This window comes from Nonomuraea angiospora (assembly GCF_014873145.1).
GTDB classification, from domain to species: domain Bacteria; phylum Actinomycetota; class Actinomycetes; order Streptosporangiales; family Streptosporangiaceae; genus Nonomuraea; species Nonomuraea angiospora.
In genome coordinates this window covers 10,893,851-10,920,723 of sequence record NZ_JADBEK010000001.1, presented here as the reverse complement: position 1 = coordinate 10,920,723, position 26,873 = coordinate 10,893,851, and the positions used below count along the sequence as shown (strand labels likewise).

Below are 26,873 nucleotides of genomic sequence, written 5' to 3'. Positions count from 1 at the left end.
CCGGGCTATCTGAAGGGCATGTGCTCGCCCTCCACGTACTCCGGGAAGGGCTGGTAGACGTTCACGCCCGGGTCCCCGCGGAACAGCAGGGCCGACACGAACGGCTGCTCCTCGCTGGTGATCCGGGTCGAGGTCGGGATGTAGCGGATGGTCAGGCCGCAGCGGCGGCGCGGCGAGGTGTTGGCGTTGGAGGCGTGCAGGATGTTGGGGTGGTGGACCTCCACGTCGCCGGGCGCCAGGACGAGGTCCACGGCCTGCGACTCGTCCACCGTCACCGCGCTCTCCGAGCCGAGCACGTTGTCGATGTCGTCACGCTGCCGCAGCTCGTGCAGGTCCTGCCGGTGTGAGCCGGGGATCACGCGCAGGCAGCCGTTCTCCGTCGTGGCCTCGTCCACCGCCAACCAGAGCGTGACGACGCGCATCGGCTCCAGCGGCCAGTACGCGCCGTCCTGGTGCCACAGGACCGGCTTGCCGGCGAAGGGCGGCTTGCTGATGTAGTGCGAGGCGAACAGCGCGATGTCGGGGCCGACGAAGAGCTCGGCGATGTCCAGCAGCCGGTCGTCGCCGACCAGCCGCACCCAGAAGGGGTCGCGGGCGACCAGCTCGGTGCCCAGGTCCTCGCCGTGCAGGTCGGGGTGTTTGGCCTGGAGCCAGGCGACGTGCTCGCTCGCCTCGGCGATCAGGTCGCGGTCGAGGACGTCGCGGAAGATCGTGTAGCCGTCGCGGTCGTAGTCCTGAAGGGTCCGGTCGACTCTCACCATGCGCTCCTTGTGGGGGTGGGGCGTCACTCGGATTCTTCGGTCTTCGCGGGACGGGTTACTAGTAATCGGCGCTCCACAAGTATTAATTTCCTGACATGCCGACCGTCCTGCGCTGGGTCGAGTTCGCGGCCGGGCTGCCGTACCACGCGGCCCTGGTGCCGGTGAAGGGCGGCCGCAGGGACCGCCCGGAGCCGCACTCCCACGCCGACTTCCACGAGCTGGTCCTCGTGACGGCGGGGGCGGGCGTGCAGCGGGTCGGCGAGGCGGAGCAGCCGCTGCGCGCCGGGGACGTGCTGCTGGTACGGCCGCACGACCGGCACGAGTTCGCCTCGGCCGGCGGCATGCGCTTCGTCAACATCGCCTTCCCGAGCGAGCGCTGGCGGGCCTTCGCCGACCTGGCGGGGCTGGCGGGACCGGCGGACTGGGAGCGGCGGGAGCTCCCGCCGTCGGCCCGCGCCGACCTGGACGGGCCGGTGGCGGCGGAGTTCGCCCGGCTGCTGGCCGCCTACTCCGGCGCGCCCCGCGTGCTCGACCTGGTCGGGCTGCTGACGGCGGTCGTCCCGCTGCTGGAGGGCGCCGACGGGACGGCCGTGGACCGGCGGCCCGGCTGGCTGGTGTCGGCCTGCGTCGCGATGCGGCGCGAGGAGAACCTGCGCGAGGGCCTGCCCCGGCTGCAGGCCCTCGCCGCGGTCAGCCCGGGGCATCTGGCCCGCTCGATGCGCAGGCACTACGGGTGCACGCCGATCGGGTTCGTGGTCGGTCGCCGGCTGGAGCACGCCGCGCTGCTGCTGACCACGACGACGGAGGGCATCGGCCGGATCGCCCAGCGCTGCGGATTCTCCGGCCAGTCGTATTTCGGCCGGCTCTTCCAGGAGCGGTACGGCATGGCCCCGCGATGTTACCGGGAGGTTACGCGGCGAGCCGTCGTCCCTATGGACAGCCAAGATATCAAGTGATTAGATGACTTAATCCCCCCAAGATCGAAGAGGAGGCCGGGCATGATCCGGTCACTTGGTGTCGCCGCCGTCATCTGCCTCGCTCTTACCGCCTGCTCCTCCGGCGGATCCGCGCCCCAGCAGGCCGCCGGCAGGACGGAGCTGAAGCTCTACAACGACAAGGGCGCCTGGAGCAAATACTTCGACGAGATGGGCAGCCTGTCCAAGCAGCAGATCGGCCTGTCCATGAAGCCGGTCGGCTACACCGACGAGCCGACGTACCAGGCGTTCATCAAGGCGTCGTTCCGCACGAACGTGAAGCCCGACCTGTTCACCTGGACGACGGGCGGGCGGCTGGCCGAGATCGTCGCGCAGAAGCAGGTCTCCGACACGACCGCCATCTGGCAGGAGGCGATCAAGAACGGCGACCTGTCCGCCGACCTGGCCAAGTACTACACGGTGGGCGGCAAGCAGTACTGCGTGCCGCTGAACGCGGCGTACTGGGGCATGTTCTACAACAAGAGCGTCTTCGACAAGTACCGGCTCAAGCCGCCGGCGACATGGGACGAGCTGGTCAAGGTCGCCGACACCCTGAAGAAGAACGGCGTGACCGCCTTCTACCACACCTCGGTGCTGTTCTCCTTCGTCTGGTTCGAGCAGCTCCTGGCCGGCACCGACCCCGACCTCTACGACCGCCTCTCGGCCGGTCAGGCGAAGTACACCGACCCCGGCGTGGTCGAGGTGATGAAGCGGTGGAAGTCGATGATCGACGCCGGCTACTTCAACAACCCCGGCGACAAGACCGACCCGGGCGACGTGCTCAAGACCGGCAAGGCCGCGATGGTGTCGTTCGGCACGTGGTTCAACACGAGCATGACGCAGCGCGACATGAAGGCGGGCACCGACTACGGCTTCTTCGTCGTCCCGAACGTCAACCCCGCGCTGCCCAAGACGTCGATGATCTTCGAGAGCGGCCCGCTCTGCTCGCTGGCCAAGGCGCCCGACCCCGGCGCGAGCACGAAGTACCTCAAGTGGTGGGTGAGCTCGTCCGCCCAGGAGAAGTGGGCCACGGCCAGGGGCGACGTGTCGGCCAACCCCAAGGTCGCCATCGCCGACCAGGCCATCGCCGAGGTCAGCAAGGCGGCGGGCAGCGGCGAGTATCGCCTGGTGAACCGCTACTTCGAGGCCACCCCGCCCCCGGTGCTCACCGCCGCGCTGGACGGCTTCGGCGCCTTCGTCGTCAAGCCGGACACCTACCAGAAGGTCCTGACGGACATCCAGGCCGCCGCCGACGAGTACTGGAGCACCCACCCGCAGGGCAACTGAGCGCGTGCCGGGCCGGGGACGGGGGAATCGTCCGTTCATGGCTGACGCATTGCTCTCCTACGCCTCGGGCGCGTCCGAGGTCCCCCTGCTGGGCGAGACGATCGGGCAGAACTTCGAGCGCGCCGTGGCGCGGTTCGGCGAGCGCGAGGCGCTGGTGGACGTGCCGACCGGGCGCCGCTGGACCTACTCGGAGCTCGACGCCGCCGTGAACGAGGTGGCGCTCGGCCTGCTGGCCCGCGGCATCGCCAAAGGTGACCGGGTCGGCATCTGGGCGCCCAACTGCGCCGAATGGGTGCTCGTCCAGTACGCCACCGCCAAGATCGGCGCGATCCTGGTGAACGTCAATCCCGCGTACCGGTCCCACGAGCTGGCCTACGTCGTCGAGCAGTCGGGCCTGCGGCTGCTCGTCAGCGCGGTCACGCACAAGAGCAGCGACTACCGGGCGATGATCGGCGAGATCGGGTTCGCGGAGGCGGTGTTCATCGGCGAGCCCGGCTGGGACGAGCTGGTCGAGAGCGGCAGGCGCGCCGACCCGGCCCTGCTGGCGGAGCGGGCGGCGCTCCTGACGTTCGACGACCCGATCAACATCCAGTACACCTCGGGCACGACCGGCTTCCCGAAGGGCGCCACGCTGTCGCACCACAACATCCTCAACAACGGCTACTTCGTCGGCGAGCTGCTCGGCTACACCGAGGCCGACCGGGTGTGCCTGCCGGTGCCGCTCTACCACTGCTTCGGGATGGTCATGGGCAACCTCGGCGCGACCTCGCACGGCGCGTGCGTCGTGCTGCCCTCGCCGGGGTTCGACCCGGAGGCGACGCTGCGCGCCGTGCAGGCCGAGGGGTGCACGTCCCTGTACGGGGTGCCGACGATGTTCATCGCCGAGCTGGCCCTGCTGAATGGATCCGGAAATTTCGATCTTTCCACCCTCAGAACGGGCATCATGGCCGGATCCCCGTGCCCCGTCGAGGTCATGAAACGCGTAGTCAGCGAGATGAACCTGACCGAGGTCGCCATCTGCTACGGCATGACCGAGACCTCACCCGTGTCCACGATGACCCGCCGGGACGACGGCCTGGCCCGCCGCACCGAGACGGTCGGCCGCGCCATGCCGCACATCGAGGTCAAGGTCGTCGACCCGGAGACCCGGCTCACGCTCCCCCGCGGCGTGCCGGGCGAGCTGTGCACCCGCGGCTACTCGGTCATGCTCGGCTACTGGGCCCAGCCCGACGCCACGGCCGAGGCCGTCGACGCCGCCCGCTGGATGCACACCGGCGACCTGGCCACCATGGACGCCGACGGCTACGTCACCATCGTGGGCCGCATCAAGGACATGGTGATCCGCGGCGGCGAGAACATCTATCCGCGCGAGATCGAGGAGTTCCTCTACGGCCACCCGGACGTCGCCGACGTGCAGGTGATCGGCGTGCCCGACGAGAGGTACGGGGAGGAGCTGATGGCCTGGATCGTCATGCGGCCGGGCGTGGAGCCGCTGACGGCCGAGCGCGTCAGGGAGTTCTGCGCGGGCCGCCTGGCGCACTACAAGATCCCCCGGTACGTGCACGTGGTGGACGCGTTCCCCATGACGGTCACCGGCAAGATCCGCAAGGTGGAGATGCGCGAGCGGGCGGCCGGCATCCTCGGCCGCTCATGAACACGGGCATGAACACGGGCCGGCTCCGTGGTCAGGACGACCACGGAGCCGGCCCAGGATGCGCGGCCGCGTCAGTTCTGGTCGAGGAAGCGCTGTGCCAGCGTGCGGCCCAAGGTGACCGCCTGGGTGTGGTTCTCGATGGTCTGGACCTTGGTGCCGGAGCCGGTGAAGACGATGTACGTGACGCCGGTGTCCGTGCCGCCGTTGCTCGGGTCGGGGTTGATGCCGAGGTCGGCCGCCGTCCGGTAGGACGCCTCGCCGATGATCCCGCTCGGCCCCGTGTCACCCATCACGGCGTACTCCACCTGCCCGTTGTAGACGATCGCCACCACGGTGCCGCAGCCGATGCCCTTCGTCCGGTAGTCCCAGATGGAGCTGGCGCTCGGCACCACCATGTACGCGAGCTGCGCCGCGTTGAGCGGCGAGTCCCCGCTGGTGTGGCAGAACGTGTCGGCCTGGAAGCAGCAGTCGGTGTCCTCGTTGCACTGCGACGTGCGCACCCCGTCGCAGTCGATGTCCATGTCGCCCTTCCAGAACACCGCCCCGGTCTTCTCGCACACCGCGACCGTCGCCGAGCTCACGTCGGAGTCGGTCTTGTACTTGCCGTTGGAGATCTGGCTGCACGCGGTCACCTTCGCCAGGAGCTGGTCGGCCGTCGGCCCGGTGCCGGCCCCGCCGGTCGTGCCGGTGGCCGCGGCGCTGTGCCCGGACTCGTTGCCCGCCGCGTCGATCGCGGTGACCGTGTACGTGTGCGTGGACCCGGCGGTGAGCCCGCCGATCGTGGCGCCGGCCGTCGGCGTGGTCGTGACCACGGTCGTCCCCTCGTAGACGCGGTAGCCGGTGACGGCCACGTTGTCGGCGGAGTCCGTCCAGGCCAGCGTGATGCTGGCGGCCGAGGTGCCGGTGACGCGGACGTCCGCGGGCACGGTCGGCGCCTGCCCGTCGGGCCCGCCGGAGCCGCTGACCGAAAGCCGGTCCACGTTGGGGCCGCCGTTGGCGGTGGTGCCGGTCGCGCGGACGGTGTTGACCCCGGCGTTCAGCGACACCGTCAGCGCGGCGTCCGCCCAGGTGTCCCAGCTGCCGGTGCCCGGGAAGTCGCGGGTCTGGACGGCGGCGCCGTTCACCGCGACGCTCATCGGCCGGTTGACGGTCGTGCCGTTGGCGTACCTCAGCGTGAGAGTGTGCGTGCTGGCCTCGGCCACGTTGACGGACCACTCGATGTAGCCGCCCGCGGCGTTGACGTAGTCGACGAAGCCCGAGCCGGTGTAGCCGGTGTGGTTGGTCGCCACCGCGGCCTGCGACAGCGTGGCGGACTCCGCCTGATACTCGGTCGCGGGCGCGTCAGCCACGGTGACCTCGAGGTAGTCGAGGTTGGGGTTGCCGCCCGAGGCCGTCGAGGTGATGCGGATCTTGTTGTCGCCCGCGGCGAGCGCGGCGGTCAGGGTGGAGGTGGCCCACGTGGTCCAGGCCCCGGTGGGGCCGAACGTGCGCCCGGCCGAGACGACCGTGCCGTTGACCGAGACATCGGTGGTGCGGGTCGTGGTGGTGCCGTTGGCGTAGCGGATGGCGAGCGTGGCGGTGCCGGCCGCGGGCGCGTTCACCGTCCACTCGGTGTACGGGCCGGCGGCGTTGTCGCTGTTGACGAAGCCGGTGCCGGAGAACCCGGCGTGGTTGGACTCGACGACGCCCTGGACGTTGGTGGCGTTCTCGGCCTCGTACCGCACGGTCGCGGCCCGGGCGGGTAACGCGACCAGGCCGGTGACGGCCAGGCAGCCGACGGCCAGGATGACGAGGCGGCGTAAGCGTGGGGGGTGCACAGGCGTACCTTCCAATCAGGAGAGGTCGAGGTAGTCGACGTTGGGTCCGCCGTTGGCGGTGGTGCCCGTCAGGCGGACCGTGTTGGCCCCGGCGTTCAGCGGCACCGTGAGCGTGGCGTCCGCCCAGGTGTCCCAGTCGCCCGTGCCGGGGAAGTCGCGGGTCTGGACGGCGGCGCCGTTGACCGCGACGCTCATCGGCCGGTTCACCGAGGTGCCGTTGGCGTACCGGATGGTGACGGTGCGCGAGCCGGCCTCGGCGGCGTTCACGGTGAACTCCACGTAAGAGCCGGTCACGTTGTCGGCGTTGACGAACCCGGTGCCGGAGAAGCCGGAGTGGTTCGACTCGGCCGCGCCCTGCGAGATCGTCGCGTTCTCGGCCTCGTAACGGGTCGCGGCGGCGGCCGGCCGGGCGCGGATGAGGCGGGTCTCCCCTGGGCGCAGGGTGGCGCTGTAGGAGGAGGCGACGGTGCCCTCGGAGGCGCCCGACCACAGGTTCGTGACGGCGGCCGGGCCGCTGAAGCCGGCCTGCGCCCAGGTGACGCTCACCGTGGAGTTGCCCGAGGTGCCGGTGTTGTAGAGCGCGACGATGTAGTCGCCGTTGGCCTCCCGCTTGCGCCACACCTGGTTGACGCCGCTGTTGACGACGCGCTGGGCGGCCACGCCGTCCTGGTTGACCGCGATGAGCCGGTCGTTCTTCAGCATCGCCAGGTCGACGGAGGTGAGCGCGGTCAGGTCGGTGCCGAGCAGCAGCGGGCTGGCGGCCATCGCCCAGTGCGTCATGTGCGAGCGGCGCTGGTCGGCGGTGAGCCCGACCTGGTCGCCGTTGCCGATCTGCAGCGAGTCGTAGTCGTTCCAGCCGCCCGGACCGGCGTACTGCTGCCAGGAGGCGGCCGAGTTGAACCGGCTGACGACGTGCGACCAGTCGGTGAGCGGGTAGCCGCTGCCGTTCGGGCCGGAGCCGCAGTAGCACTCGACGTCGCCCTGGGTGCGCCAGCTGTTGGCCAGCCGCTTCCAGGTGGTGGCCTGGGCGATCGGCAGGTTGTTGGAGAGCGCGAAGTTGATCGGCCGGCCGGTCTGGCGCAGCGCCTTGTCCCACGCCTCCACGTCCGCGACCGTGGACGCGTCCACGCCGTCGATCTTGAGGTAGTCCACGCCCCAGGAGGCCATCTGGTCGGCCCACGAGTTGATGAACGCCTGCGCACCCGGGTGGGAGTACTTGAGCCGGTACATGTTCTTGCAGTTGTAGTTCTTGTGGGTCTGCGAGGTGTCCGCGATGTCCTGCGCGTGGTACGACGTGCCCTCGATCGGCTTGTTGGCGGTGACGGCGTTCTTCGCGATCCCCGGGGTGACGTAGAAGCCGAACTTCAGCCCCTTGGCGTGCACGTAGTCGGCCAGCGCCTTGATCCCGGACGGGAACTTGGCGGTGTCGACCGCCCAGCGGCCGTAGTCGTCGACCATGAAGCCGTTGGAGTCGCACTTCTGGTAGAAGTCGTCGAGGTTGACGTACACGTAGCCCTTGTCGGCCAGCCCGCTGCTGACCAGGGCGTCCGCCTGGGCCTTCATCTTGGTCTCGTCGGGCCAGCGGCGGACGAAGCTCCAGCTGCTCCAGCCCATCGCGGGCCTGATCGACAGCCCGTTGTCCGAGGCGGCGGCCGGTGCCGCGGGCACGGCCAGGCACGTGGCGGCCAGCGCCAGCGCCGCGAGCCCCGCTTTCATGAGCACCGTTTTCATGAGGCGCCTCCCGTCGTGACGTCGATGCAGTCGAGGTTGGGGTTGCCGCCATCGGTCGTCGCGGTCACCCGCAGCGTGTTGGCCCCGGCGTTGAGCTGGACGGTGAACGTGTCGGTCGCCCAGGTGGTCCAGGCGCCGGTGCCGGGGTAGTCGCGGTTCTGGGCGGCGCCGCCGTTCACGGTGACGGCCGCCGGGCGGCTGGTCGTCGTCCCGTTGGCGTAGCGCAGCGCGATCGTGGCGGTTCCGGCCGCGGGCGCGTTGATCGTCCACTCGGTGTAGGCGCCGGTGACGTTGTCGCCGTTGACGAAGCCGGTGCCGGAGTAGCCCGCGTGGTTGGACTCGACGGCGCCCTGCGAGATCGTCGCGTTCTCGGCCTCGTAGCGGGTGCCGGTGGAGCCGCCGCCGCCCGCGTACCGGCCACCGACCCACGCCTCGTCCACCCGCCAGCGGGCGACGCCGTGGTGCCCGGTCTTGGAGAGCCGGACGTAGCGGGCGTTGACCCCGTTCAGGTCGATGAACTGGACGCCGCGGGCGTTCGGCACGGTCCCGGTCTTGACCGCGCTCCCCCAGGTCGAGCCGTCGTTGCTGACGTGTACCTGGTAGTCGGAGATCCGCGCCGACCCGGACGACGGGTAGACGGTGGAGTCCTCCCGCTGGTTGATCGCCAGATACTGGACGGGCTTGGCGGAGCCCAGGTCGAAGGTGAGCCGCGCGGGCTCGGCGGCGTCGCTGTCCCAGTAGGTCAGGTAGTTGCCGTCGCCCGCCGCCGCCGCGCCGTGGCCGCTGGTGGACGAGCTCGCCGAGAGCGTGACGCCGGTGTAGACGCCCTGACGGCCGCTGGTGACGACCTTGAAGACGGTGTCGTACTGGTCCCAGCTCGAGATCCCGCTGAGCGTCAGCGTGCCGCCCGACTGCGTGAACGCGACCGGCGCGCCCGTGCGCAGGTTCGTCACCGCGCTGACCCGGTAGCCGTTGTCGCGCAGCGACAGCGTGCTGCCGGACGGCGGCGTGATCACGTGGATGTAGTGCCGGTCGGGGTCGCTCTTGGCGACGGTGGTCACGCCGTGCGCGCCGTTGTTCCAGAAGCCCGGCTTGAGCCCGCCGAACATGTAGCCGCCGCCTTCCGTGCCGCCGAGCGACTCCCAGATGGCCGACAGGTACGTGTTCGCGAAGTTGTTGAAGTCGGCCTGCTGCGCCGGGAAGCGGCCGTTGACCATGGCCGTCTCGGCCATCAGCGCCTTGACCGACGAACCCGCGTTCGTGATGAGCCGCCCGAGGGTGAGCTTGCGGTCCACGGCCTGGTCGGAGCCGCCGTACCACCAGGGGCCGCCGGTCGGCAGCTTGAAGTCGGCCTCGATCAGCCGGGGCAGCGCCGTGTAGACCGCCTGCGGATAGTCGTACGACGGCGTCATGCCGGTCTTCTGCTCGTTGCTGATCATGTCCATGATCGGCGTGTCTTCGTTGTTGTTCGAGATCGTCATGTCGGGGCGCTGCTGGTAGATCTTGGCGTACAGGTCGTTGCGCTCCCAGTAGGCGTTGTCGTTGTCGATCCAGAACCCGGCGAGCTTGGGATAGCGCTGCATCTGCTCGAAGAACTGCAGGTAGCTGAACTCCCCGAACCCGTCGCGGGTGGTCAGGTCCACGTCGTGGCCGACGTAACCGGAGAAGGCCGAGGAGTTGAGCCACGACCCCGACGACAGGCCCTCGTTGTGCCACTGCGGGTCGTCGGTCATGTAGTTGATGACCTTCAGGCCCTGCGCGTCGGCGGCGTCGATCAGCTCGCCGAGGAAGTCCCGCGTGGTGCGGCAGGAGCCCGGGATCGCCGACGGGTACGGCCGGGCGTAGCCGAGCCGGCTGTGGAAGGTGGCCAGCACGATGTACTGGGCGTGCAGCTTCTTGGCCTCGTTCACCCAGTAGGAGGCGCTCCAGCCGCCGTTGGTGACGTCGGCCTCCCACGCGCTGCAGCTGGTGTGCTGCGGCGAGGTCCGCTCGCCCCAGTGCAGGAAGAGGCCGGCGATCGAGTTGCGCAGGAACGCCTGGCGCGGGTGTTGCAGGTCGGCCCGCGCCGGGGCGGCGGTGAGCAGGCCGAGCAGAAGCGCCAGGACGGCGAGCGTCGCCGTTCGTCTCATGGTGCGTCTCCTAGGATCCGGGATCGAAGGCGGGGTCGCTGCTGATGGCCACCCGGTCGAGGCGGGCGCCGTCCTCGCGGTAGGCGAAGGTGATCGTGCGCGCTCCGGCCGCCAGGTCGTACGTGACGGGCAGCTTGGCCCAGTGCCAGGAGGCGCCGATCGGGATGTTGTTCCAGTTCGTCCACGAGCCGGTGCCCGAGCGCACCCAGAACGAGTCGTCGCCGTCGTTGGCGGCGATCACGCGGGCCCAGACGGCGAACGTGCCGTCGTGCTCGACCGTGAACGGGATCGTGGTCCAGCCGGTGGAGGGTGCGCTGGACTTGCTGTTGTTGCCGGCGGCGACGGTCACGTACGAGCCGCCGGACGCGGCCTGGTCGGCGGCCGTCTGCATGGGGGCGGTGACCGTGCCCGCCTCCGCCTCGGCGTACAGGCTGTCGGGGGTGCCGGGGACGGGCGTGGAGTTGGTGGCGCGCACGCGCAGCGCGCCGCCGGAGGTGTCGGCGCTGTCGCGCACGGCGTAGCCGCTGACGCCGCTGAACCCGACGTCGTAGGCGCTGCCGCTGCCGCGCTGCGCGACGACGCCGTCCACCCGCACGTCGGAGGCGTCGTCGGCGATCGCGTAGGGCCGGTTGTCGTTGTCCTCGAACCGGGTCTCGCCGTTGAGCGTGATGCCGGTGGCGTGCCTGATCCAGTAGCCGTACGAGGGGCGCGCGCCGTAGTCGCGCGGCGGGTAGGTGGTGAGGAACTCGCCGGGCACCCGGGTCGCCTCCGAGGCGGGGTGGCCGCCGGGGACGGTCAGGTCGACGTTCTGGAACGTGATGCCGGGGCCGAGGTCCACGGACGGCGTGCCGGTCAGCGTGCTGGTGTAGTCGGAGGCGCCCACCGTGCCGGTGACCACGGGCGCGGTCAGGTCGGTCCCGGTCACATTGGAGATCGTGATATTTCGGATCCGTCCGGCGGGGGGCGAGCCGGGGCAGCGCTTCCGCTCACCGATCTTGAAGAAGAATGGCGACGTGGTCTTGGTGAGCGTCACGTTGTCGTAGTGGACGTCCTCGATGATCGCGCCGTCCATGGAGACGATGCCGATGCCGGCCTTGCCCGCGCCCAGCACGGTGATGTTGTCGAACCGGAAGTCGCGGAAGCTCCCGCAGGTCTCCGACCCGAACTGGAGCGCGTTGTTCTCGTGCGAGTAGACGGTGGTGTCGCGCACGCGGACGTTCTGGCTGGTGTAGGTGTGGCCGAGCGCGTAGTCGCTCTTGAACACCAGGGCGTCGTCGCTGGCCTCGATGCGGCTGTTCGTGACCGTGACGTTCCAGCTGTTGATCAGGTTGATGCCGTCGCGCACGCCGCTGCTGGAGTTGATCGTCTTGAGGTTGTCGACCGTGACGTCGTGGCAGCCGTTGATCAGGGCGGCGAAGTGGCCGCCGCGCCGGAACGTGACGCCTTCGAGGCTGACGTTCGAGCACTCGGTGAGGGTCAGCGCCTTGTCGGCCTGGCCGGAGGACGGGTTGCCGGTGATGAGGTTGCCGTCGCCGTCGATCGTGCCGGTGCCGGTGAGGTGGAAGCCGGTGATGCCGCTGCCCCACATGAGCGAGTTGTGGAAGTGGCTGTGGCCGTAGTCCTGGTAGTCGTCGTTGGGGTTGGACTCGGCGGCGTCCATGCCGCTGCTCGCGGCCAGGAGGGTCGCGCCGGAGTCGAGCCTGATCGTGACGTTGGACTTCAGGTGGATGGTGCGGGCCCGGTAGCGGCCGGAGGGCAGGACGACGGTGCCGCCGGGGGCCGCGCTCGCGGCGTTGATGGCGCGGTCGATGGCGTCGTCGTCGTTGGTCGAGCCGTTGCCGGTGGCGCCGTAGTCGCGCACGTTGAACTCGGCGAGCGCGTGCGCCGGGTTCACCGGGAGGGGGGCGGCTCCGAGCAGGGCGAGGGCGCACACCAGCAGGGCTCGGGCGAGCGGTTTCATGGCTGGAGCTCCACGTAGTCGAGATTGGGCAGGCCACCGGCGGTGGTGGCGGTGAGCCGGATGGCGTTGGCGCCGGAGATGAGCGGCACGGTGACGGAGGTGGACACCCAGGTGGTCCAGGCGCCGGTGCCGGGGGCGTTCACGGCGGATCCGGCGGCGGCGCCGTTGACGGTGACCGCGAACGGCCGGTTGGTGCTCGTGCCGTTGGCGTACCTGATCGTGAGCGTCCTGCTGCCGGCCGCCGCCGCGCTCACCGCGAACTCGACGTAGGCGCCGGCCACGTTGTCGGAGTTGACGAAGCCGGTGCCGGAGTAGCCGGCGTGGTTCGACTCGGCGGCGCCCTGGGAGATCGTCGCGTTCTCGGCCTCGTAGCGGGTCCCCGCCGTGTTCGAAATGTCCTTGCCGTTGACGCGGACGCCGGACAGCACGAGGTTGTCGACGTTCGACGCGGTCGGCGTGGCCGTCGTGATCCCGGTGAACGTGCTGTTGGAGATCGTGACGTTCTTGATGTGGTCGGTCGGGCGGCCGTCCAGGTCGTACGCCTGCGCCGCGCCGTCGATCGTGAGACCGTCGGCGGTGAAGTTCTGCACGACCGGCGGCAGGGAGCCCGAGGTCTCGTAGTTGAGCGTGACGTACAGGGCGCTGCGCTCCAGGTCGTGGCCGGTGATGCGGCGCAGGTGCACGCCGTCCACGAAGCCGCCGCGGTTGAAGCTGGTCTTGACGTAGAGGGCGTACTTGACCGGGTAGCGGCCGGGGAAGTCGGGCGCGTTGCACTCGCAGTCCTCGGCGAACACGTCGCGGACCCCGCCGGACATCTCGCTGCCGATGGTCACGCCGCCCCACCGGCCGCTGAACTTGCAGTTCTGGATCACGATGTTCTGCGAGGGGCGGTTCACCCGGCGGCCGTCGCGGTCGCGGCCCGACTTGACGGGGACGCAGTCGTCGTTGGTGTCGAACTTGCAGCCGGTGATCAGCACGTCGGTGCAGGAGTCGGGGTCGCAGCCGTCACCCTGGGAGTTGGTGGAGGAGAAGGTGACGTTCCGGACGGTGACGTTGGTGCAGTAGACCGGGTGCAGGGTCCACATCGCCGGGTTGCGCAGGTTGACGCCCTCGACGAGCACCGCCGTGCAGTTGTAGAGGCCGATCAGGTTCGGGCGCAGCTTGTGGCCGCTGCCGAACTGGCGCTGCGCCACCGGGTGGTCGTCCGCGCCCCATTCGCGGAGCTGGTCGCGGTCCGCGCCGCCGCTCCCCCACGACGACCAGTCGCCGGCGGGCGCGTTGCCGTCGATCGTGCCCGTGCCCGTGATGGCCACGTTGGTCTGGCCGTTGGCGTAGATGAAGGGCGAGTAGTTGTAGCACTCGATGCCCTCCCAGCGGGTGAAGACCGTCGGCAGGTAGGAGCCGGGGTCCGTGCGGAACCGGATGGTGCCGTTCACCTGGAGGTTGACGTTCGACAGCAGGTGGATCTTGCCGGTGCGGAACGTTCCTGACGGCACCACCACGCGGCCGCCGCCCGCCGCGTTGCAGGCGGCGATGGCGTCGCGGAACGCGGCCGTGCAGTCGGTGGAGTTGTCGGGCTTGGCGCCGTAGTCGGTGATCGGGAACGCGCGGTCGGGGAAGGCCGGCGGGACGATCCTGGCGAGGATCTCGGGCACCCGGTCCCACGGCGACGCCGCCATGGAGGCACTGGTCGCGGCGGCGGTGGTGGCGGTGGTGCCGGTGGTGGTGGTGGCCGAGCCCGCCGCACCAGGGGCGACGGACTCGGCGTACGTGGGCCCGCCCGTGGTGCCGGTGCCGACGAGGAGGGCGCCGCCTGCTTTGATCAGGTCGCGCCGGGAGATCGTCACTGGACCACCTCCAGGTAGTCGAGGTTCGGGCAGCCGCCCGCCGTGGCGGCGGTGAGGCGGATGGTGTTGGCCCCGGCGGCGAGGTCGGCCACCACGCTCCTGGACGCCCACGTGGTCCAGGCGCCGGTGGCGGGGAAGGACAGGCCGGAGGCCACGAGCCGGCCGTTGACGGCCAGGTCCGCGGGGCGGTCGGCGCCCGTGCCGTTGGCGTAGCGGACGGTCAGCGTGGCGGGACCGGCCGCGGCGGCGGTGTGCCGCCACTCGACGTAGGCGCCCGCCACGTTGTCGGTGTTGACGAACCCGGCGCCGGAGAACCCCGCGTGGTTCGACTCGACGACGCCCTGCGAGATCGTCGCGTTCTCCGCTTCCAGCCGGGTGGCGGTGGCCTGCACCTGCTTGTACGCGCGCATGTCGCGCAGCAGCAGGTAGCAGTTCTGCAGCGAGCCGGAGGTGTCGCCGAGCGAGCGGTAGATGCCCCACTTGGGGCGGACCCGGTCGCCGAGGAAGGTGTCGCCCGTCTTGGTGGCGTCCACGAGCGTGGCGCCGCCGCTGCGCAGCACCCACCGCACCGAGCCCGAGCCGCCGTCGCCGATCTTGATCTCGTACTCGGCGTCGATCCACTTGTCGTGCAGCGGCTCTAGCTCGGTGCGCCCCACCAGGGTGTCGGACTCGAAGATCTTGTGTTCGATGGTCTGCACGCCGTTCACGCGGCGCAGCGACGTGACGGTGATCGGGCTGGTTCCGGTGCCCGGCATCTTGGTCTGGCTGATGTGGGTGAAGGTCGTGGTCGCCTTGAGCGAGCTGGGGATGTACATCGAGTACGTGACGCGCCAGGTCTCGCCCGCCAGCCAGCGCAGGTAGCCGTCCGGGTTCCGGTTGCCGGTGACCTCCTGGCGCTGCCGGTCCGTGGACGTGTCGCGGTCGACGGTGTGCATGTTGAAGCGGAAGGCGTCGCCCTCGACGTAGATGTGGGGCTGCCCGGCCGGATGCGAGTCGGCGCGGTCGTCCTCCAGCGTCTCGAACGCGCGCAGCCCGACGGCGGCCGGGTCGGGCGCCCACATGAGCTTCCAGGCGGGGGCGACGGTCAAGGTGCCGGCCGAGGCGGCCCTGGTGGGCAGGGCCGGGGCGAGGAACGCGGCCCCCACCAGGGCGCCGAGCTGGCGACGGGTCACGCTCATCGGACCTCCAGGTAGTCGAGGTTGGGGCCGCCGTTGGCGGTGGTGGCGGTCGCCCTGACGGTGTTGGCGCCGGCGGCGAGCTGGGCGGAGACCGTCGTGGACTGCCAGGTGGTCCAGGCGCCCGTGCCGTTGAAGGGTTTGGCCGCCGCCACGACCGTGCCGTTGACCGCGATGTCCATCGCGCGGTTGGCCGTGGTGCCGTTGGCGTAGCGGAGGGTCAGGGTCGCCGTCCCCGCCGCGGCGGCGTTCACGGTGAACTCGACGTACGAGCCGGCCGCGTTGTCGTAGTTCACGAACCCGGTGCCGGAGAAGCCGGCGTGGTTGGACTCGACCGCGCCCTGGGAGATCGTCGCGTTCTCGGCCTCGTACCGGTTGCCCGGCGGCGAGCCCCCGTACAGGACGCCGTTGATGCGCACGTCGCGCAGCACGACGTTGTCGGCGTTGGAGAGCTGGGGGGCGGGGGTGTCGATCTGGGTGAAGGTGCTGTTGGTGATCGTGACATTGCGGATGTGGCTGGCGGCGGAGCCCGACAGCTTGATCGCGAACGGCGAGCCGGCGAGGTTCAGGCCGTCCACGGTGATGTTCTGGATGACCGGGTCGACGATCGGGCCGTTGCCGGGGCCGGTCAGGCTGTAGTTCATGTCGATGTAGAAGCCGCCCCGGTCGCACGGGCCACCCGTCAGGTTGCGGACGTGCACGCCGTCCACCGTCCCGCCGCGCCGGTTGTTGGTCTTCAGGTAGAGGGCGTAGAACGAGTGGTAACTGGAGCCGGCGAGGATGCGGTTGTTCTCGGCGAAGACGTTGCGGACGCCGCCGGACATCTCGCTGCCGACCGTGATCGCGCCCCAGCGGCCGTAGTAGGTGTTGTCGCGGATGACGATGTCGGTGGACGGCACGCCCACGCGGCGGCCGTCGGTGTCGCGGCCCGACTTGATGACGGTGCCGTCGTCGCCGGTGTCGAACGTGCAGCCCTCGATGAGCACGTCCGACGAGGATTCGGGGTCGACGCCGTCCACCATCGCGCCCCGGCTATAGATTTTGACCCGCCTTACCGTGATATTTCGGGATAAGACGGGGTGGATGGTCCACATCGCGGGGTTCCTGATGTCGAGGTCCTCGACGAGGATGTTCCGGCAGCCGTAGAACTGGATCAGGTTCGGCTTGAGGAAGTGGCCGTCGCCGAACTGCCGCTGCTCCACCGGCACGCCGTCCACGGCCTGCTGCTGCAACCGGTCCCAGTCCGGGCCGCGCTGGTCGTCGAAGCCGAACCAGGGGCCGGCCGCCGCGTTCCCGTCGATCGTGCCGGTGCCGGTCAGCGCGAGGTCGGTCTGGTTCCTGGCGTAGATGAAGGGCGAGTAGTTGAAGCACTCGATCCCCTGCCAGCGGGTGAACACCGTCGGCAGGTACGAGCCCGCGTCCGATCTGAACCGGATCGTGCCGCCCGCCTCGACGTGCAGCCGCACGCCGGACAGCAGGTGGATCTTGCCGGTGCGGAACTTGCCGGTGCCGGGCACGAGCACCGTGCCGCCGCCCGCCGCGTTGCAGGCCGCGATGGCGGAGCGGAAGGCGGCCGTGCAGTCGGTGGAGTTGTCCGGCTTGGCACCGTAATCGGTGATGGGGAACGTGCGGTCGGGAAAGGTCGGCGGCACGATCCTGGCCAGGATCGCGGGCACCTGGTCCCAGGGGGAGTCGAGCGGCTGGGCCGTGGCGGGCGCCGGCGGCAGCACGGCGCCCGCCTGCACGGGGACGAGCAGCGCTCCTTTGAGCACGGCCCTTCTGGAGGGATGCATCGCAGGCTCCGGGGGGTGGATCCGGCGACCGCGCGATGGCGCGGCCGCCGGCGACTAGGGGGTGACTACTGGATGTTGGAGCGGCGGATGGTGTCGGCCGATCCGTCGCCGTTGTTGTCGGAGTTGGTGGAGCCGAACCAGATGGCGTTGGCGCCGGGGACCTTCTCGACCGCGCGGAGCCTGCCGTACGTGCCGTTGAAGTAGGAGTTGACCGTCGAGACGTTCTCGCCGTTCAGCACGATGCGCCACAGCCGCTGGCCGCGCAGCGCCGCCATGAACACCGTGTTGTTGACGATGGCGATGCCGCTCGGCGAGGCCTCGGAGACACTCCAGGTGTACTTCGGGTTCGTCATGCCGGAGGTGCTGCAGGTGCCCTCGCAGGTGGGCCAGCCGTAGTTCTTGCCCGGCTGGATGAGGTTGAGCTCGTCCCGCGAGGAGTTGCCCAGCTCCGACTCCCACAGTCGGCCGGCCGAGTCCCAGGCCAGGCCCTGCGGGTTGCGGTGGCCGTAGCTGTAGACGCGGGTGCCGAACGGGTTGCCGGGCGCGGCGGCGCCGGTCTTGGTGATGCGAAGGATCTTGCCGTTGAGCGAGTCGAGGTCGGGGGCGTTGCTCGACTGCTGCGCGTCGCCGGTGGTCACGTACAGGTAGCCGTCGGGGCCGAACCTGATGCGCCCGCCGTTGTGGTACCGGTTCTTGTCGATGCCCTGCAGGATGGTGGCGTAGCCGCTGAGCGCGGTGCCGTTGAAGTTCATCTTCACGACCCGGTTGCCTTCGGAGGCGGTGTGCATGAAGAACACCTCCTGGTCGGTCGTGCCGTTCCAGGTGGGCGAGAAGTCGAGGCCCATCAGGCCGCCCTCGCCGTCGGTGGTCTGCACGTTGGGCACGGTGCCGACCTGCGTCTTGGTGCCCGACGGGGTGATCTTGAAGACCTTGAACGTGTCGCGCTCGGTCACCAGCGCGTACGTGCCGTCGGGCGCCCAGGAGATGTCCCACGGCACGTCCCAGCCACCGGCGACGCCGGCCGGCGTCTGCGGCACGGTGCCGCAGCTGCCCGTGGTGAACGACGCGGACGGCGCGCTCGGCGTGGAGAGCTGGTTGGCGCTGTCACGCGCGACCACGTGCACCTGGTACGTGTGCGCGCATTCGAGCGGCACACTGGCCGTCGTGGCCGGCGGGGTGCCGGTCACCGTGGCGAGCACGGCGTTGGTGGCGTTGTCGCGCACCAGGTAGGCCCGCACGCCGTTGTCGTCGGTGGAGGCGCCCCAGGTCACGGTGGCGGAGGCGGACTGCACGCCGCTGACGGTGGGCTGCCCCGGCTGCGAGGGCGGGTCGTCGGCGGGCGCGGGCAGCGTCTTGCAGTTCACTTCGGGGCTGCTCAGCGACACGTTGCCGGAGGCGTCGCGGGCGAAGACCGACAGCTGGTAAGAGAAGTTCGGGTTGAGCCCGGTCAGCCGGTACGGCGACGCGGGAGCGGTCGCGATCTGCTGGCCCAGGTAGTAGATGTCGTAGGCCGCCACGCCGATGTTGTCGGTGGACGGCGGCCAGGCCAGGGTCAGGGCGTTGTGCGTGATGTCGGAGCACGCCGGCTGGCCCGGCGAGGTCGGCTTCTCGGTGTCGCCGGGGCCGGTGACCCGCAGCCGGTCGAGGTTCGGGCCGCCGTTGTCCGTGGTGGCCGTGGCCCTGACCGTGTTGCCGCCCGCGTTCAGCGGGGCGTTCACGCTGATCTCCTGCCAGGTCGTCCAGGCACCCGTGCCGGGGAAAGACCGGGCGGTGGCGACCGCGGTGCCGTTGACGGCGATGGTCATCGGCCGGTCGGTGGTGGTGCCGTTGGCGAAGCGGAAGGTCAGACTCTGGGTGCCGGCGGCGGCCGCGCTGACGGCGAACTCGACGGAGGAGCCGGTGACGTTGTCGTAGTTGACGAAGCCCGAGCCGGTGAAGCCGGCGTGGTTGGACTCGACGACGCCCTGCGAGATCGTCGCGGACTCCGCCTGGTAGTCGGTGAAGTTGGACGACTGGACCTCGGCGTCGAGGTAGTCCCAGTTCGGGTTGCCGCCCGCGCCGGTGGCGGTGGCCCTGATCGTGTTCGTGCCCGCGGTGACCTGGGCGGTCAGCGTGATCGTGGTCCAGGTGGTCCAGGCGCCGGTGGCGGGGAAGGAGCGGGCGGCGGCGACGGTCGTGCCATTGACCGCGATGTCGCTGGGCCGGTCGGCGCCGGTGCCGTTGGCGTAGCGGAAGGCCAGCGTGGCCGTGCCCGCGGCGGGCGCGTTGATCGTCCATTCGGTGAAGGAGCCTGCGACGTTGTCCCCGTTGACGAAGCCGGTGCCGGAGTAGCCGGCGTGGTTGGACTCGACGACGCCTTGGGAGATCGTCGCGTTCTCGGCTTCGTACCGGGTGGGCGCCGCGTCCGCCGGGAGGGCCGTGGTGGCCGTTCCCAGGGCGAGTAAGCAGGCGATGACGCAGGCCCGGGACTTGCTGAAGTTCATCGGGCGCTCCTGGCTGAGAGTGATGCCTGGTGTAAGAGAGGGGAGCTTTCCAAACGTTTGCCATAAACCGTCAGGCCCGTCAATAGTTGGAACGGTCCATTGCTTAGGAAAGTTTCCTAACTTTGCTGCATCGATACATCGGATGACATCGACCGGTAGACAGGGCGCCACGCCGGGATGTATGCCTGAGGTGCGCAAGAAGATCGGAGCCATGGGCTCCCGATCGTGCAGGACCGCACCGGCGGCACGGCATCACAGCTCGTCAGACCCGGAGTGATACATGGGACGTCTTCGCGCAATCACCGCCGCGACACTCGGCGGCCTGCTCATTCTGCAACCGGTTGCCGTCAGCTCGGCCGCGGCGGCCACCCTCTACGAGGCCGAGAACGGGACGATCTCGCAAGGGGTCGTGGAGTCGAACCACGCCGGGTTCACCGGCTCGGGCTTCGTCAACCTCGACAACGTCGCCGGCTCCTCCGTCGAGTGGACGATCCAGGCGGCGGACCCCGGCCCGGTCACGCTCGCCCTCCGCTACGCCAACGGCACGGCCGTCGACCGTCCGATGACCGTCACCGCCGGTGGCACCGCCACCACCCTGTCCTTCCCCGGCACCGGCTCCTGGACCACCTGGCGGACCGTCACCGTACGGGTCACGCTGACAGCCGGCGCGAACGCGGTCAAGGCCACCGCCACCACCGCCAACGGCGGCCCGAACCTCGACTCGCTGGGCGTGGACCCCTCCTCGACGGGCACCGACTGGTCCCGGGCGATGGTCGACTCGACGATGGCCCGCTTCTCCCCCGCCACGCTCGGCGGCTGGAGCTACCCGCAGGGCCTCTACCTCTGGGGCCAGTACCTCGTCTACCAGCGCACCGGCGAGCCCCGCTACCTGCAGTACATCAAGGACTGGGCCGACCGGTTCGTGGACTCCTCCGGCGGCATCTCCCAGAGCTTCGGCAACCTCGACAGCATGCAGGCCGGCAACGTCCTGCTCGCCCTCTACCGGGAGACCGGGCAGGCCCGCTACCGCACCGCCGCGGCCAAGATCAGGACCCGGCTGAACACGTACCCGCGCACCTCCGACGGCGGCTGGTGGCACTCCACCTCCACCTCCCGCGAGGGCCAGCTCTGGGGCGACGGCGTCTACATGGCCGACCCGTTCCTCGCCCGGTACGGCGCCTGGGTGGCGGCCGACTCCTTCACCAGCGCCGAACCTGCCAAGCAGCTCGAGATCTACTGGAGCCACCTGCGCCGCACGTCGGGCCAGGCCGCCGGGCTGCTCTACCACGCCTACGACGAGCCGGGCGGCCCCACCGCGTCCTGGGTCAAACCCTCGCTGGGCAACACGAACGGGATCTCCTGGTGCCGGGCGATGGGCTGGTTCGGGATGGCCGTGACCGACATCCTGGAGCTGATCCCGGCCGACCATCCGCGCCGGGCGGCGCTGATCGACATCCTGCGCGAGCTCGTGCCCGCGTACGCCCGCTGGCAGGACCCGGCCACGGGCCGCTGGTGGCAGGTGGTCACCGAGCCGTCGAACCCGTCGAACTGGACGGAGACGTCGTGCTCGGCGATGTACACGTACACGATCTCGCGGGCGGTCGAGCGCGGGTACGTGGACGCCTCCTATCGCGCCAACGCCGAGCGCGGCTACCAGGGGGTGCTCGCCCAGGTGTCGCTCGGCTCCGACGGGCGGACCAACCTCGTGGGCGTCAGCGAGGGCACCAACGCCAGCGACTCGCTCAGTTACTACTTCGGGCGGGCCCGCCCGGTCAACGACTTCCACGGGCTGGGGGCGTTCCTCATCATGAACGAACAGCTGAGCCGCTGAAGTGTGTATTTTGGTCACTTCCGTATCGCCTGTAACACGGAGAGAGACCGCGTGCGTTCCGCAAGACTCGTCCTCGGCGCCGTCCTCGCCGCCTGTGTCCTGCCCCTCGCCCCTCCGGCCGCCGCGACCGTGCTGCCCCCGGTCAGGGCGCAACTCGCCGCGCCCACCGCGGTGGCCGTGGGGATCAAGGGGCAGGCGCAGCGGACCACCTACTACTGCGCCCCGGCGGCGAGCTCGATCGTGCTGCGCGCGTTCGGCGTCAAGCGCAGTCAGGACCAGCTGGCCGAGGAGATGAAGACGAGCGCCGAGGCCCGTTCGACCAGGCGGGAGGACATCCTGGCCGTGCTCAACGCGTACGTCAGGCCCGCGGGCTACCGGTTCCGGCTCGCGTACGCCAAGGACGACCCCGCCGCGCTGATGGCGGAGGTCTCCCAGGCGGTCGGCGTGCTCGGGAAGCCCACGATCGTCGCGGTCCTCGGCAACCGGCTGCCCTGGAGCAGGAAGAAGCGCGACTTCGGCCATGCCGTCGTCGCCTACGGCTACGACACCGCGAAGGGCACGATCACCGTCTGGGACCCCAACGCGCGCAGGGGCGCCACGGGCACCCACGTGATCCCCGCCAAGGACCTGGCCGCCGTCGTCTTCGACGTCCCCGGCAAAGGGGTCGGCGGGGTGTTCGAGCTGTCCAAGCCGCTCCTGGCGCGGTGACGGCCGCCCCCTAGGATGAGTCCCGTGGGGGTCGAGTTCGGGATCCTGGGCGAGGTCAGCGCGTGGGCGGACGGCCGGCCGATCAACCTCGGGCCCGCGCGGCAGCGCTGCGTGCTGGCGGCCCTCCTCGTCGACGCCAACCATCCCGTCTCCCTCGACCAGCTGACCGACCGCGTCTGGGGGGACGCCCCGCCGCAACGGGCCGCGGGCACGCTGCACAGCTACCTGTCCCGCCTGCGCTCCGTCCTGTCCCCCTCCGCGCTGTCCCCCTCCGCGCTGTCCCCCTCCGCGCTGTCCCCCTCCGCGCTGTCCCCCTCCGCGCTGTCCCCCTCCGCGCTGTCCCCCTCCGCGCTGTCACCTTCCGGCGGCATCCACCGCAGCGCCGCCGGCTACCTCCTGCGGGTGCGGGAGGAGGCGGTGGACCTCCACCGCTTCCGCGCGCTGCTGGCCCGGGCGCGGGCGAGCGACGACCTGGAGGCCGCCCGGCTGTACGAGGTCGCGCTGGGCCTGTGGCGCGGCGAGCCGTTCGCCGGCCTGGACACCCCGTGGCTGGCGGCCCTGCGCCACACGCTCCAGACCGAACACCTGTCCGCCTGGCTCGACCACCACGACGTCCAGCTCCGGCTGGGCCGGCACGCCGAGTTGCTGCCCGAGCTGGCCGTACTGGCCGACCGCCACCCGCTCGACGAACGCCTCGTCGGGCAGCTCATCCTCGCCCTCTACCGCAACGGCCGCCAGGCCGAGGCGCTCGACCGCTACGAGCGGACCCGCCGCCGGCTGGCCGACGAGCTGGGCGCCGACCCCGGCCCCGGCCTGCGGCGGCTGCACCTGCGGATGCTCAGCGCCGAGACCACGCTCGCCCCGCGCCCCGTCCCGGTGCCCCGTCAGCTGCCCCAGCCGCCGCCGTCGTTCGCGGGGCGCTCGCGCGAACTGGCCGCCCTCGACCGGATCATGGCCGCACCCGGGGACACGGTCGTGATCTCCGCCATCGGCGGCACGGGCGGCGTCGGCAAGACCTGGCTCGCCCTGCACTGGGCGCACGCAAACCTGCCCCGCTTCCCCGACGGCCAGCTGTACGTGAACCTGCGCGGCTTCGACCCCTCCGACGCGCCCATGCCGCCCGAGACCGCGGTGCGCGGCTTCCTCGACGCCCTGGGCGTGGACGCCGCCGCGGTGCCCGTCGGCCTGGAGGCGCAGGCCGCGCTCTACCGCAGCCTGGTGGCGGGCAAGCGGATGCTGATCGTGCTCGACAACGCCCGCGACACCGACCAGGTGACCCCGCTGCTGCCCGGCAGCCCGTCCTGCGCGGTGCTGGTCACCAGCCGCCGTCTGCTGCCCGGCCTCATCACCGGCCACGGCGCCCGGCCGATCCCGCTCGACGCCTTCGACCCGGAGGAGGCCCGCCAGGCGATCACCGGCCTGCTGGGCGAGGAGCGGGTACGCGCCGAGCCGGACGCGGTGGCCGACCTGCTCGACCGCTGCGGCGGGCTGCCGCTGGCGCTGGGGATCGTGGCGGCCCGCGCCCGCATGCACCCCGGCTTCCCGCTGGCCGTGCTCGCCGGGCAGCTGCGCGAGGACTCCTCCCGGCTCGACCTCCTGGACGCCGGGGAGCAGACGGCCAGCCTCCGCGCGGTCTTCTCCTGGTCCTACCGGGCGCTCACGCCGCCGGCCGCGCGCCTGTTCAGGCTGCTGGGGAGCGCGTTCGGCACCGATCTGGGCGGCGCGGCGGCGGCGAGCCTGGCCGGGCTCACAGGTGGGGAGGTGCGGGTGCTGCTCGGGGAGCTCGTACGGGCGCACCTCGTCACCGAGAACGTCGCCGGCCGGTTCACCATGCACGACCTCCTACGCGCCTACGCCGCCGAACAGCACCTCCCCACCACCACCGCCGTCCACGCCGACTCCGCCGCCCTCGACGGCCCCAGCACCCCTGCCGTCCACACCGACTCCGGCGCCCTCGACGGCCCTGGCTTCCTCTCCGACCAGCGGCGGGCCGCGACGTGCCGGCTGCTCGACCACTACCTGCACACGGCCCACGCCGCAGCCCTGATCATCAACCGCAGCCGCCAGCCGCTGACCCTGGACGAGCCCCAGCCGGGGACGTCCCCGGCGCATCTGGCGGACCACGACCAGGCGATGGAGTGGTTCGCCACCGAGCACCCCACGCTCCTGGCCGCCGTCCGGCACGCCGCCGACGCCGGCCTCGGCACCCGCGCATGGCAGCTCGGCTGGACGCTCAGCGACTACCTGGACCGCCAGGGGCGCTGGCTCGACCTGCTCGCCGCCCACAGCGCCGCGCTCGACGTCACCCGGCGGCAGGCGGACCGCTTCGGCGAGGCCCAGTCCCATGCCGGGGCGAGCCGCGCCCTCATCCGGCTCGGCCGGCTCGACGACGCGCGGGCCGACCTCGAGCGGGCGATCGCCCTGTTCACCGAGCTGGGCGACCGTGACGGCCGGACCCGTGCGCATCTGGGCCTCGGCTTCATCCACCAGAAACAGGACCGGCCCCGCGCCGCCCTCGAAGAGTTCCATCAGGCCCTCACGCTCCACCGCGAGGCGGGCAACGAGGCGGGCGCGGCCTTGTTCCTCAACTCGATCGGCTACCAGCTCGTCCTGCTCGGCGAGTACGAGGAGGCCATCCCGTACTGCCAGGAGGCCCTGGACCTGCACGCGAAGCTGGGTTACCGGCACGGTCAGGCCAGCGCGGGCGACAGCCTCGCCTACGCCTACCACCACCTCGGCCGCTTCGCCGAGGCCGCCGAGCTCTACCGGCGTTCGATCGGCCTGTTCCAGGAGGTCGGGGACCGCTGGCACGAGGCCGACACCACCGTCCACCTCGGCGAGATGTACGACGCCGCCGGCGACCGCGCCGCCGCCCTCGACACGTTCCGCCGCGCCCTGGAGCTGCTGGAGCAGCTCAACCACCCGGACGCCGACCGCCTGCGCGCCAGGCTGGCCGGGTAACCCTTAGACGTTACTCGAAATGGACAAGGCGGTCACACAACGCACTGTTAGCTTGGCCGGGCATCGCCATCCATACGGAGGGAAACAGCTTTGATGGCAATATCGTTCGGCCGCATGACCCGTCCCGTCGGCCTCGGGCTCGCCGTGGCGCTCGGCGCCACGCTGTCCGTCGGGATCGCCACGCAGGCGTCCGCCACGTCGGCGTCGTCGGCCCAGAGCGTCGCCGAGCAGCGGGTGAAGGTCTACGAGCTGGTGACCAAGGACGGTGGCTTCTTCTACACCAGCAACGAGGCGGAGAAGGAGAGCGCGGTCACCAAGCACGGCTGGTCGGTGACCCAGACTCCGATGTACTACATCTCGCGCGCCCCCTTCACCGGCGGCAAGCCGCTCTTCCGGCTGCGTTGGGAGGCCAAGGCGTCCTACATCGTCACCGGCTCCGTCGCGGAGCGGGAGTCGCTCGTGAGCTCGGGCAAGTTCCGCTACGAGGGCATCCTCGGGTACGCGCCCGCCGCGGCCTCCCCCGGTGAGACGGTGAAGATCTACCGCCTGTCGAACAACAACAAGTGGCGCCTCGCCATCGACTCCCACACCCAGAAGATCCTGGCCAACGAGCCGGGCTGGAAGCTCGACGGCCCGCTGCTCAACCAGTTCACCAACGCCGGCTGAGCGGCAGTTCGTTGAACGGGGGCGCGCCGGATCGCGAGCGCGCCCCCGTTCCCCTTGGACGATTCAGCGGAGGCACAGCTCCAGGAGCGCCCCCGCGCGGGGCGTGCGGTCGATCCACACCTCGCGACCGCGGCGCTCACGGGCGATGAGCCGCGCCGCGACCAGCCGGTCACAGTGGAACGTCAGGCTGCTGGGCGGGATGTTCATGCCGCCGGCCAGCGCGGTCATGGTCATGGGCCGGTCGAGCGTGCGCAGCAGCTCCGCCCGTACGGGTCCCACCAGCTCCGAGAGGTCATCGGTGTCCGTACGCCACAGCCTCCCGGCCGCGGGAACCGGATACGCGATCCACACGGCCTCCGGGTCGTCCAGCCCGACGATCAGCGCATCCTTGCCCGCCAGCATCGGCACGAGCACCAGCGACCGGTCCCCCAGCTCGTGGACACCGGCCGCGACCCCCTCGATGACCAGGCCGTTCTCGTCGCGGACGAGCCGCCCGGCGAGCGAGCCGAGCAGCGCGTCCGCGCCGCCGCGCACGCTCGCGACACCCACCCGCGCGACCTCCCTGTCGAGGAGCGGACGCGCCCTGCTCCACAGCGGCTCGGCGACGGCCCACACGTCGGCGAGCGCGCCCGCGTACCCGCGCAGCCAGCGGTCGGGCCGGTCGGCGGCGAGCCGCCAGTGCGCGGGCAGCCAGCGGTCGGAGCGGTCGGCGGCCGCGCGCCAGTGCGCGGCCGGCGGCCTGAACGCCTGCTCCAGGTCCTTGAGCAGCAGGTCGGGCGGCATGTCATGCAGGCGATCGATCTGCTCCTGGACGGAGACGTCACCGACGGGGGCGCACGGCACGACGCTGTCCGGCACCACCGCATGGCCGGGTGCGCCCAGCGGCCGCACCGCCTCCTTCGACCGCCAGCCGGACCGTGCCTGAATCGTCCTTCGCCACGATTGGGGCAGACCGCGATGACGGCCCGCGAGCGCATCCGTGATCATGGCGAGCACGGTCAAACTCGGGGAGAGCGCCACCGAAATTCGCGGCGTCGCGGATATTCGTATTTCCGTCCGTTCGCAAGCGCTGAATATGTCCGACCGCCAATCACTC

The 26,873-nt window shown here is 70.7% G+C and carries 17 protein-coding genes; 7 read left to right on the top strand and 10 right to left on the bottom strand.

Annotated features, from left to right (window positions below; all coding sequences use genetic code 11):
• Positions 1 to 5 precede the first annotated feature (5 nt).
• Complete coding sequence (locus H4W80_RS50190; protein WP_192791533.1) at positions 6 to 761, bottom strand: phytanoyl-CoA dioxygenase family protein; 756 nt, start codon at positions 759 to 761, stop codon at positions 6 to 8.
• Between the two features lie 95 nt (positions 762 to 856).
• Between H4W80_RS50190 and H4W80_RS50185 the strand changes: the two genes are divergently transcribed.
• Genes H4W80_RS50185 through H4W80_RS50175 form a run of 3 tightly spaced genes read left to right on the top strand, consistent with a single transcriptional unit; the run spans position 857 to position 4,676 of the window.
• Complete coding sequence (locus H4W80_RS50185) at positions 857 to 1,717, top strand: AraC family transcriptional regulator (protein WP_192791532.1); 861 nt, start codon at positions 857 to 859, stop codon at positions 1,715 to 1,717.
• Between the two features lie 42 nt (positions 1,718 to 1,759).
• Positions 1,760 to 3,022 (top strand): ABC transporter substrate-binding protein, encoded by a 1,263-nt coding sequence (locus tag H4W80_RS50180; RefSeq protein ID WP_192791531.1) that lies wholly within the window; start codon positions 1,760 to 1,762, stop codon positions 3,020 to 3,022.
• Between the two features lie 37 nt (positions 3,023 to 3,059).
• A complete protein-coding gene (locus tag H4W80_RS50175) occupies positions 3,060 to 4,676 on the top strand; it encodes an AMP-binding protein (RefSeq protein ID WP_192791530.1) in 1,617 nt (538 codons plus the stop codon).
• 71 nt (positions 4,677 to 4,747) lie between these two features.
• Here the strand turns inward: H4W80_RS50175 and H4W80_RS50170 are convergent, their stop codons facing one another.
• From H4W80_RS50170 to H4W80_RS50130, 8 genes are all read right to left on the bottom strand, one after another.
• Positions 4,748 to 6,493 carry a glycoside hydrolase family 75 protein gene (locus H4W80_RS50170; RefSeq protein ID WP_192791529.1) on the bottom strand — a complete coding sequence of 582 codons (1,746 nt, stop codon included), beginning with the start codon at positions 6,491 to 6,493 and terminating at the stop codon, positions 4,748 to 4,750.
• 15 nt (positions 6,494 to 6,508) lie between these two features.
• Positions 6,509 to 8,224, bottom strand: coding sequence for a CBM35 domain-containing protein (locus H4W80_RS50165; protein ID WP_192791528.1), 1,716 nt, complete (start codon positions 8,222 to 8,224; stop codon positions 6,509 to 6,511).
• On the bottom strand, positions 8,221 to 10,353 hold the full coding sequence (locus tag H4W80_RS50160) for a discoidin domain-containing protein (RefSeq protein ID WP_225964110.1): 2,133 nt from the start codon (positions 10,351 to 10,353) through the stop codon (positions 8,221 to 8,223). The genes H4W80_RS50165 and H4W80_RS50160 overlap by 4 nt, the downstream gene beginning before the upstream one ends.
• 10 nt (positions 10,354 to 10,363) lie before the next feature.
• Positions 10,364 to 12,313, bottom strand: coding sequence for a glycoside hydrolase family 28 protein (locus H4W80_RS50155; protein WP_192791527.1), 1,950 nt, complete (start codon positions 12,311 to 12,313; stop codon positions 10,364 to 10,366).
• Positions 12,310 to 14,160: a glycosyl hydrolase family 28 protein gene (locus H4W80_RS50150; RefSeq protein ID WP_318787432.1), complete on the bottom strand. Its 1,851-nt coding sequence runs from the start codon at positions 14,158 to 14,160 to the stop codon at positions 12,310 to 12,312. Before H4W80_RS50150 ends, H4W80_RS50155 begins: the two co-directional genes overlap by 4 nt.
• Positions 14,157 to 15,338: a CBM35 domain-containing protein gene (locus H4W80_RS50140; RefSeq protein WP_225964109.1), complete on the bottom strand. Its 1,182-nt coding sequence runs from the start codon at positions 15,336 to 15,338 to the stop codon at positions 14,157 to 14,159. The genes H4W80_RS50150 and H4W80_RS50140 overlap by 4 nt, the downstream gene beginning before the upstream one ends.
• A complete protein-coding gene (locus tag H4W80_RS50135) occupies positions 15,335 to 17,128 on the bottom strand; it encodes a glycosyl hydrolase family 28 protein (RefSeq protein ID WP_192791526.1) in 1,794 nt (597 codons plus the stop codon). Before H4W80_RS50135 ends, H4W80_RS50140 begins: the two co-directional genes overlap by 4 nt.
• 65 nt (positions 17,129 to 17,193) lie before the next feature.
• Positions 17,194 to 19,611 (bottom strand): PQQ-dependent sugar dehydrogenase, encoded by a 2,418-nt coding sequence (locus tag H4W80_RS50130; RefSeq protein WP_192791525.1) that lies wholly within the window; start codon positions 19,609 to 19,611, stop codon positions 17,194 to 17,196.
• Positions 19,612 to 19,891: 280 nt separating this feature from the next.
• Between H4W80_RS50130 and H4W80_RS50125 the strand changes: the two genes are divergently transcribed.
• From H4W80_RS50125 to H4W80_RS50110, 4 genes are all read left to right on the top strand, one after another.
• A complete protein-coding gene (locus H4W80_RS50125; RefSeq protein ID WP_192791524.1) occupies positions 19,892 to 21,442 on the top strand; it encodes a glycoside hydrolase family 88 protein in 1,551 nt (516 codons plus the stop codon).
• A gap of 51 nt (positions 21,443 to 21,493) precedes the next feature.
• The gene (locus tag H4W80_RS50120; protein ID WP_192791523.1) at positions 21,494 to 22,150 is read left to right on the top strand and encodes a C39 family peptidase; all 657 of its coding nucleotides are present in this window, start codon (positions 21,494 to 21,496) and stop codon (positions 22,148 to 22,150) included.
• 24 nt (positions 22,151 to 22,174) lie between these two features.
• Positions 22,175 to 25,111, top strand: coding sequence for an AfsR/SARP family transcriptional regulator (locus H4W80_RS50115; protein ID WP_318787431.1), 2,937 nt, complete (start codon positions 22,175 to 22,177; stop codon positions 25,109 to 25,111).
• A 114-nt stretch (positions 25,112 to 25,225) separates the two neighbouring features.
• Positions 25,226 to 25,777: a hypothetical protein gene (locus H4W80_RS50110; protein WP_192791522.1), complete on the top strand. Its 552-nt coding sequence runs from the start codon at positions 25,226 to 25,228 to the stop codon at positions 25,775 to 25,777.
• Positions 25,778 to 25,840: 63 nt separating this feature from the next.
• Here H4W80_RS50110 and H4W80_RS50105 read toward each other — a convergent pair whose 3' ends face one another.
• Positions 25,841 to 26,668: an ArsR/SmtB family transcription factor gene (locus H4W80_RS50105; protein ID WP_192791521.1), complete on the bottom strand. Its 828-nt coding sequence runs from the start codon at positions 26,666 to 26,668 to the stop codon at positions 25,841 to 25,843.
• Positions 26,669 to 26,873 lie beyond the last annotated feature (205 nt).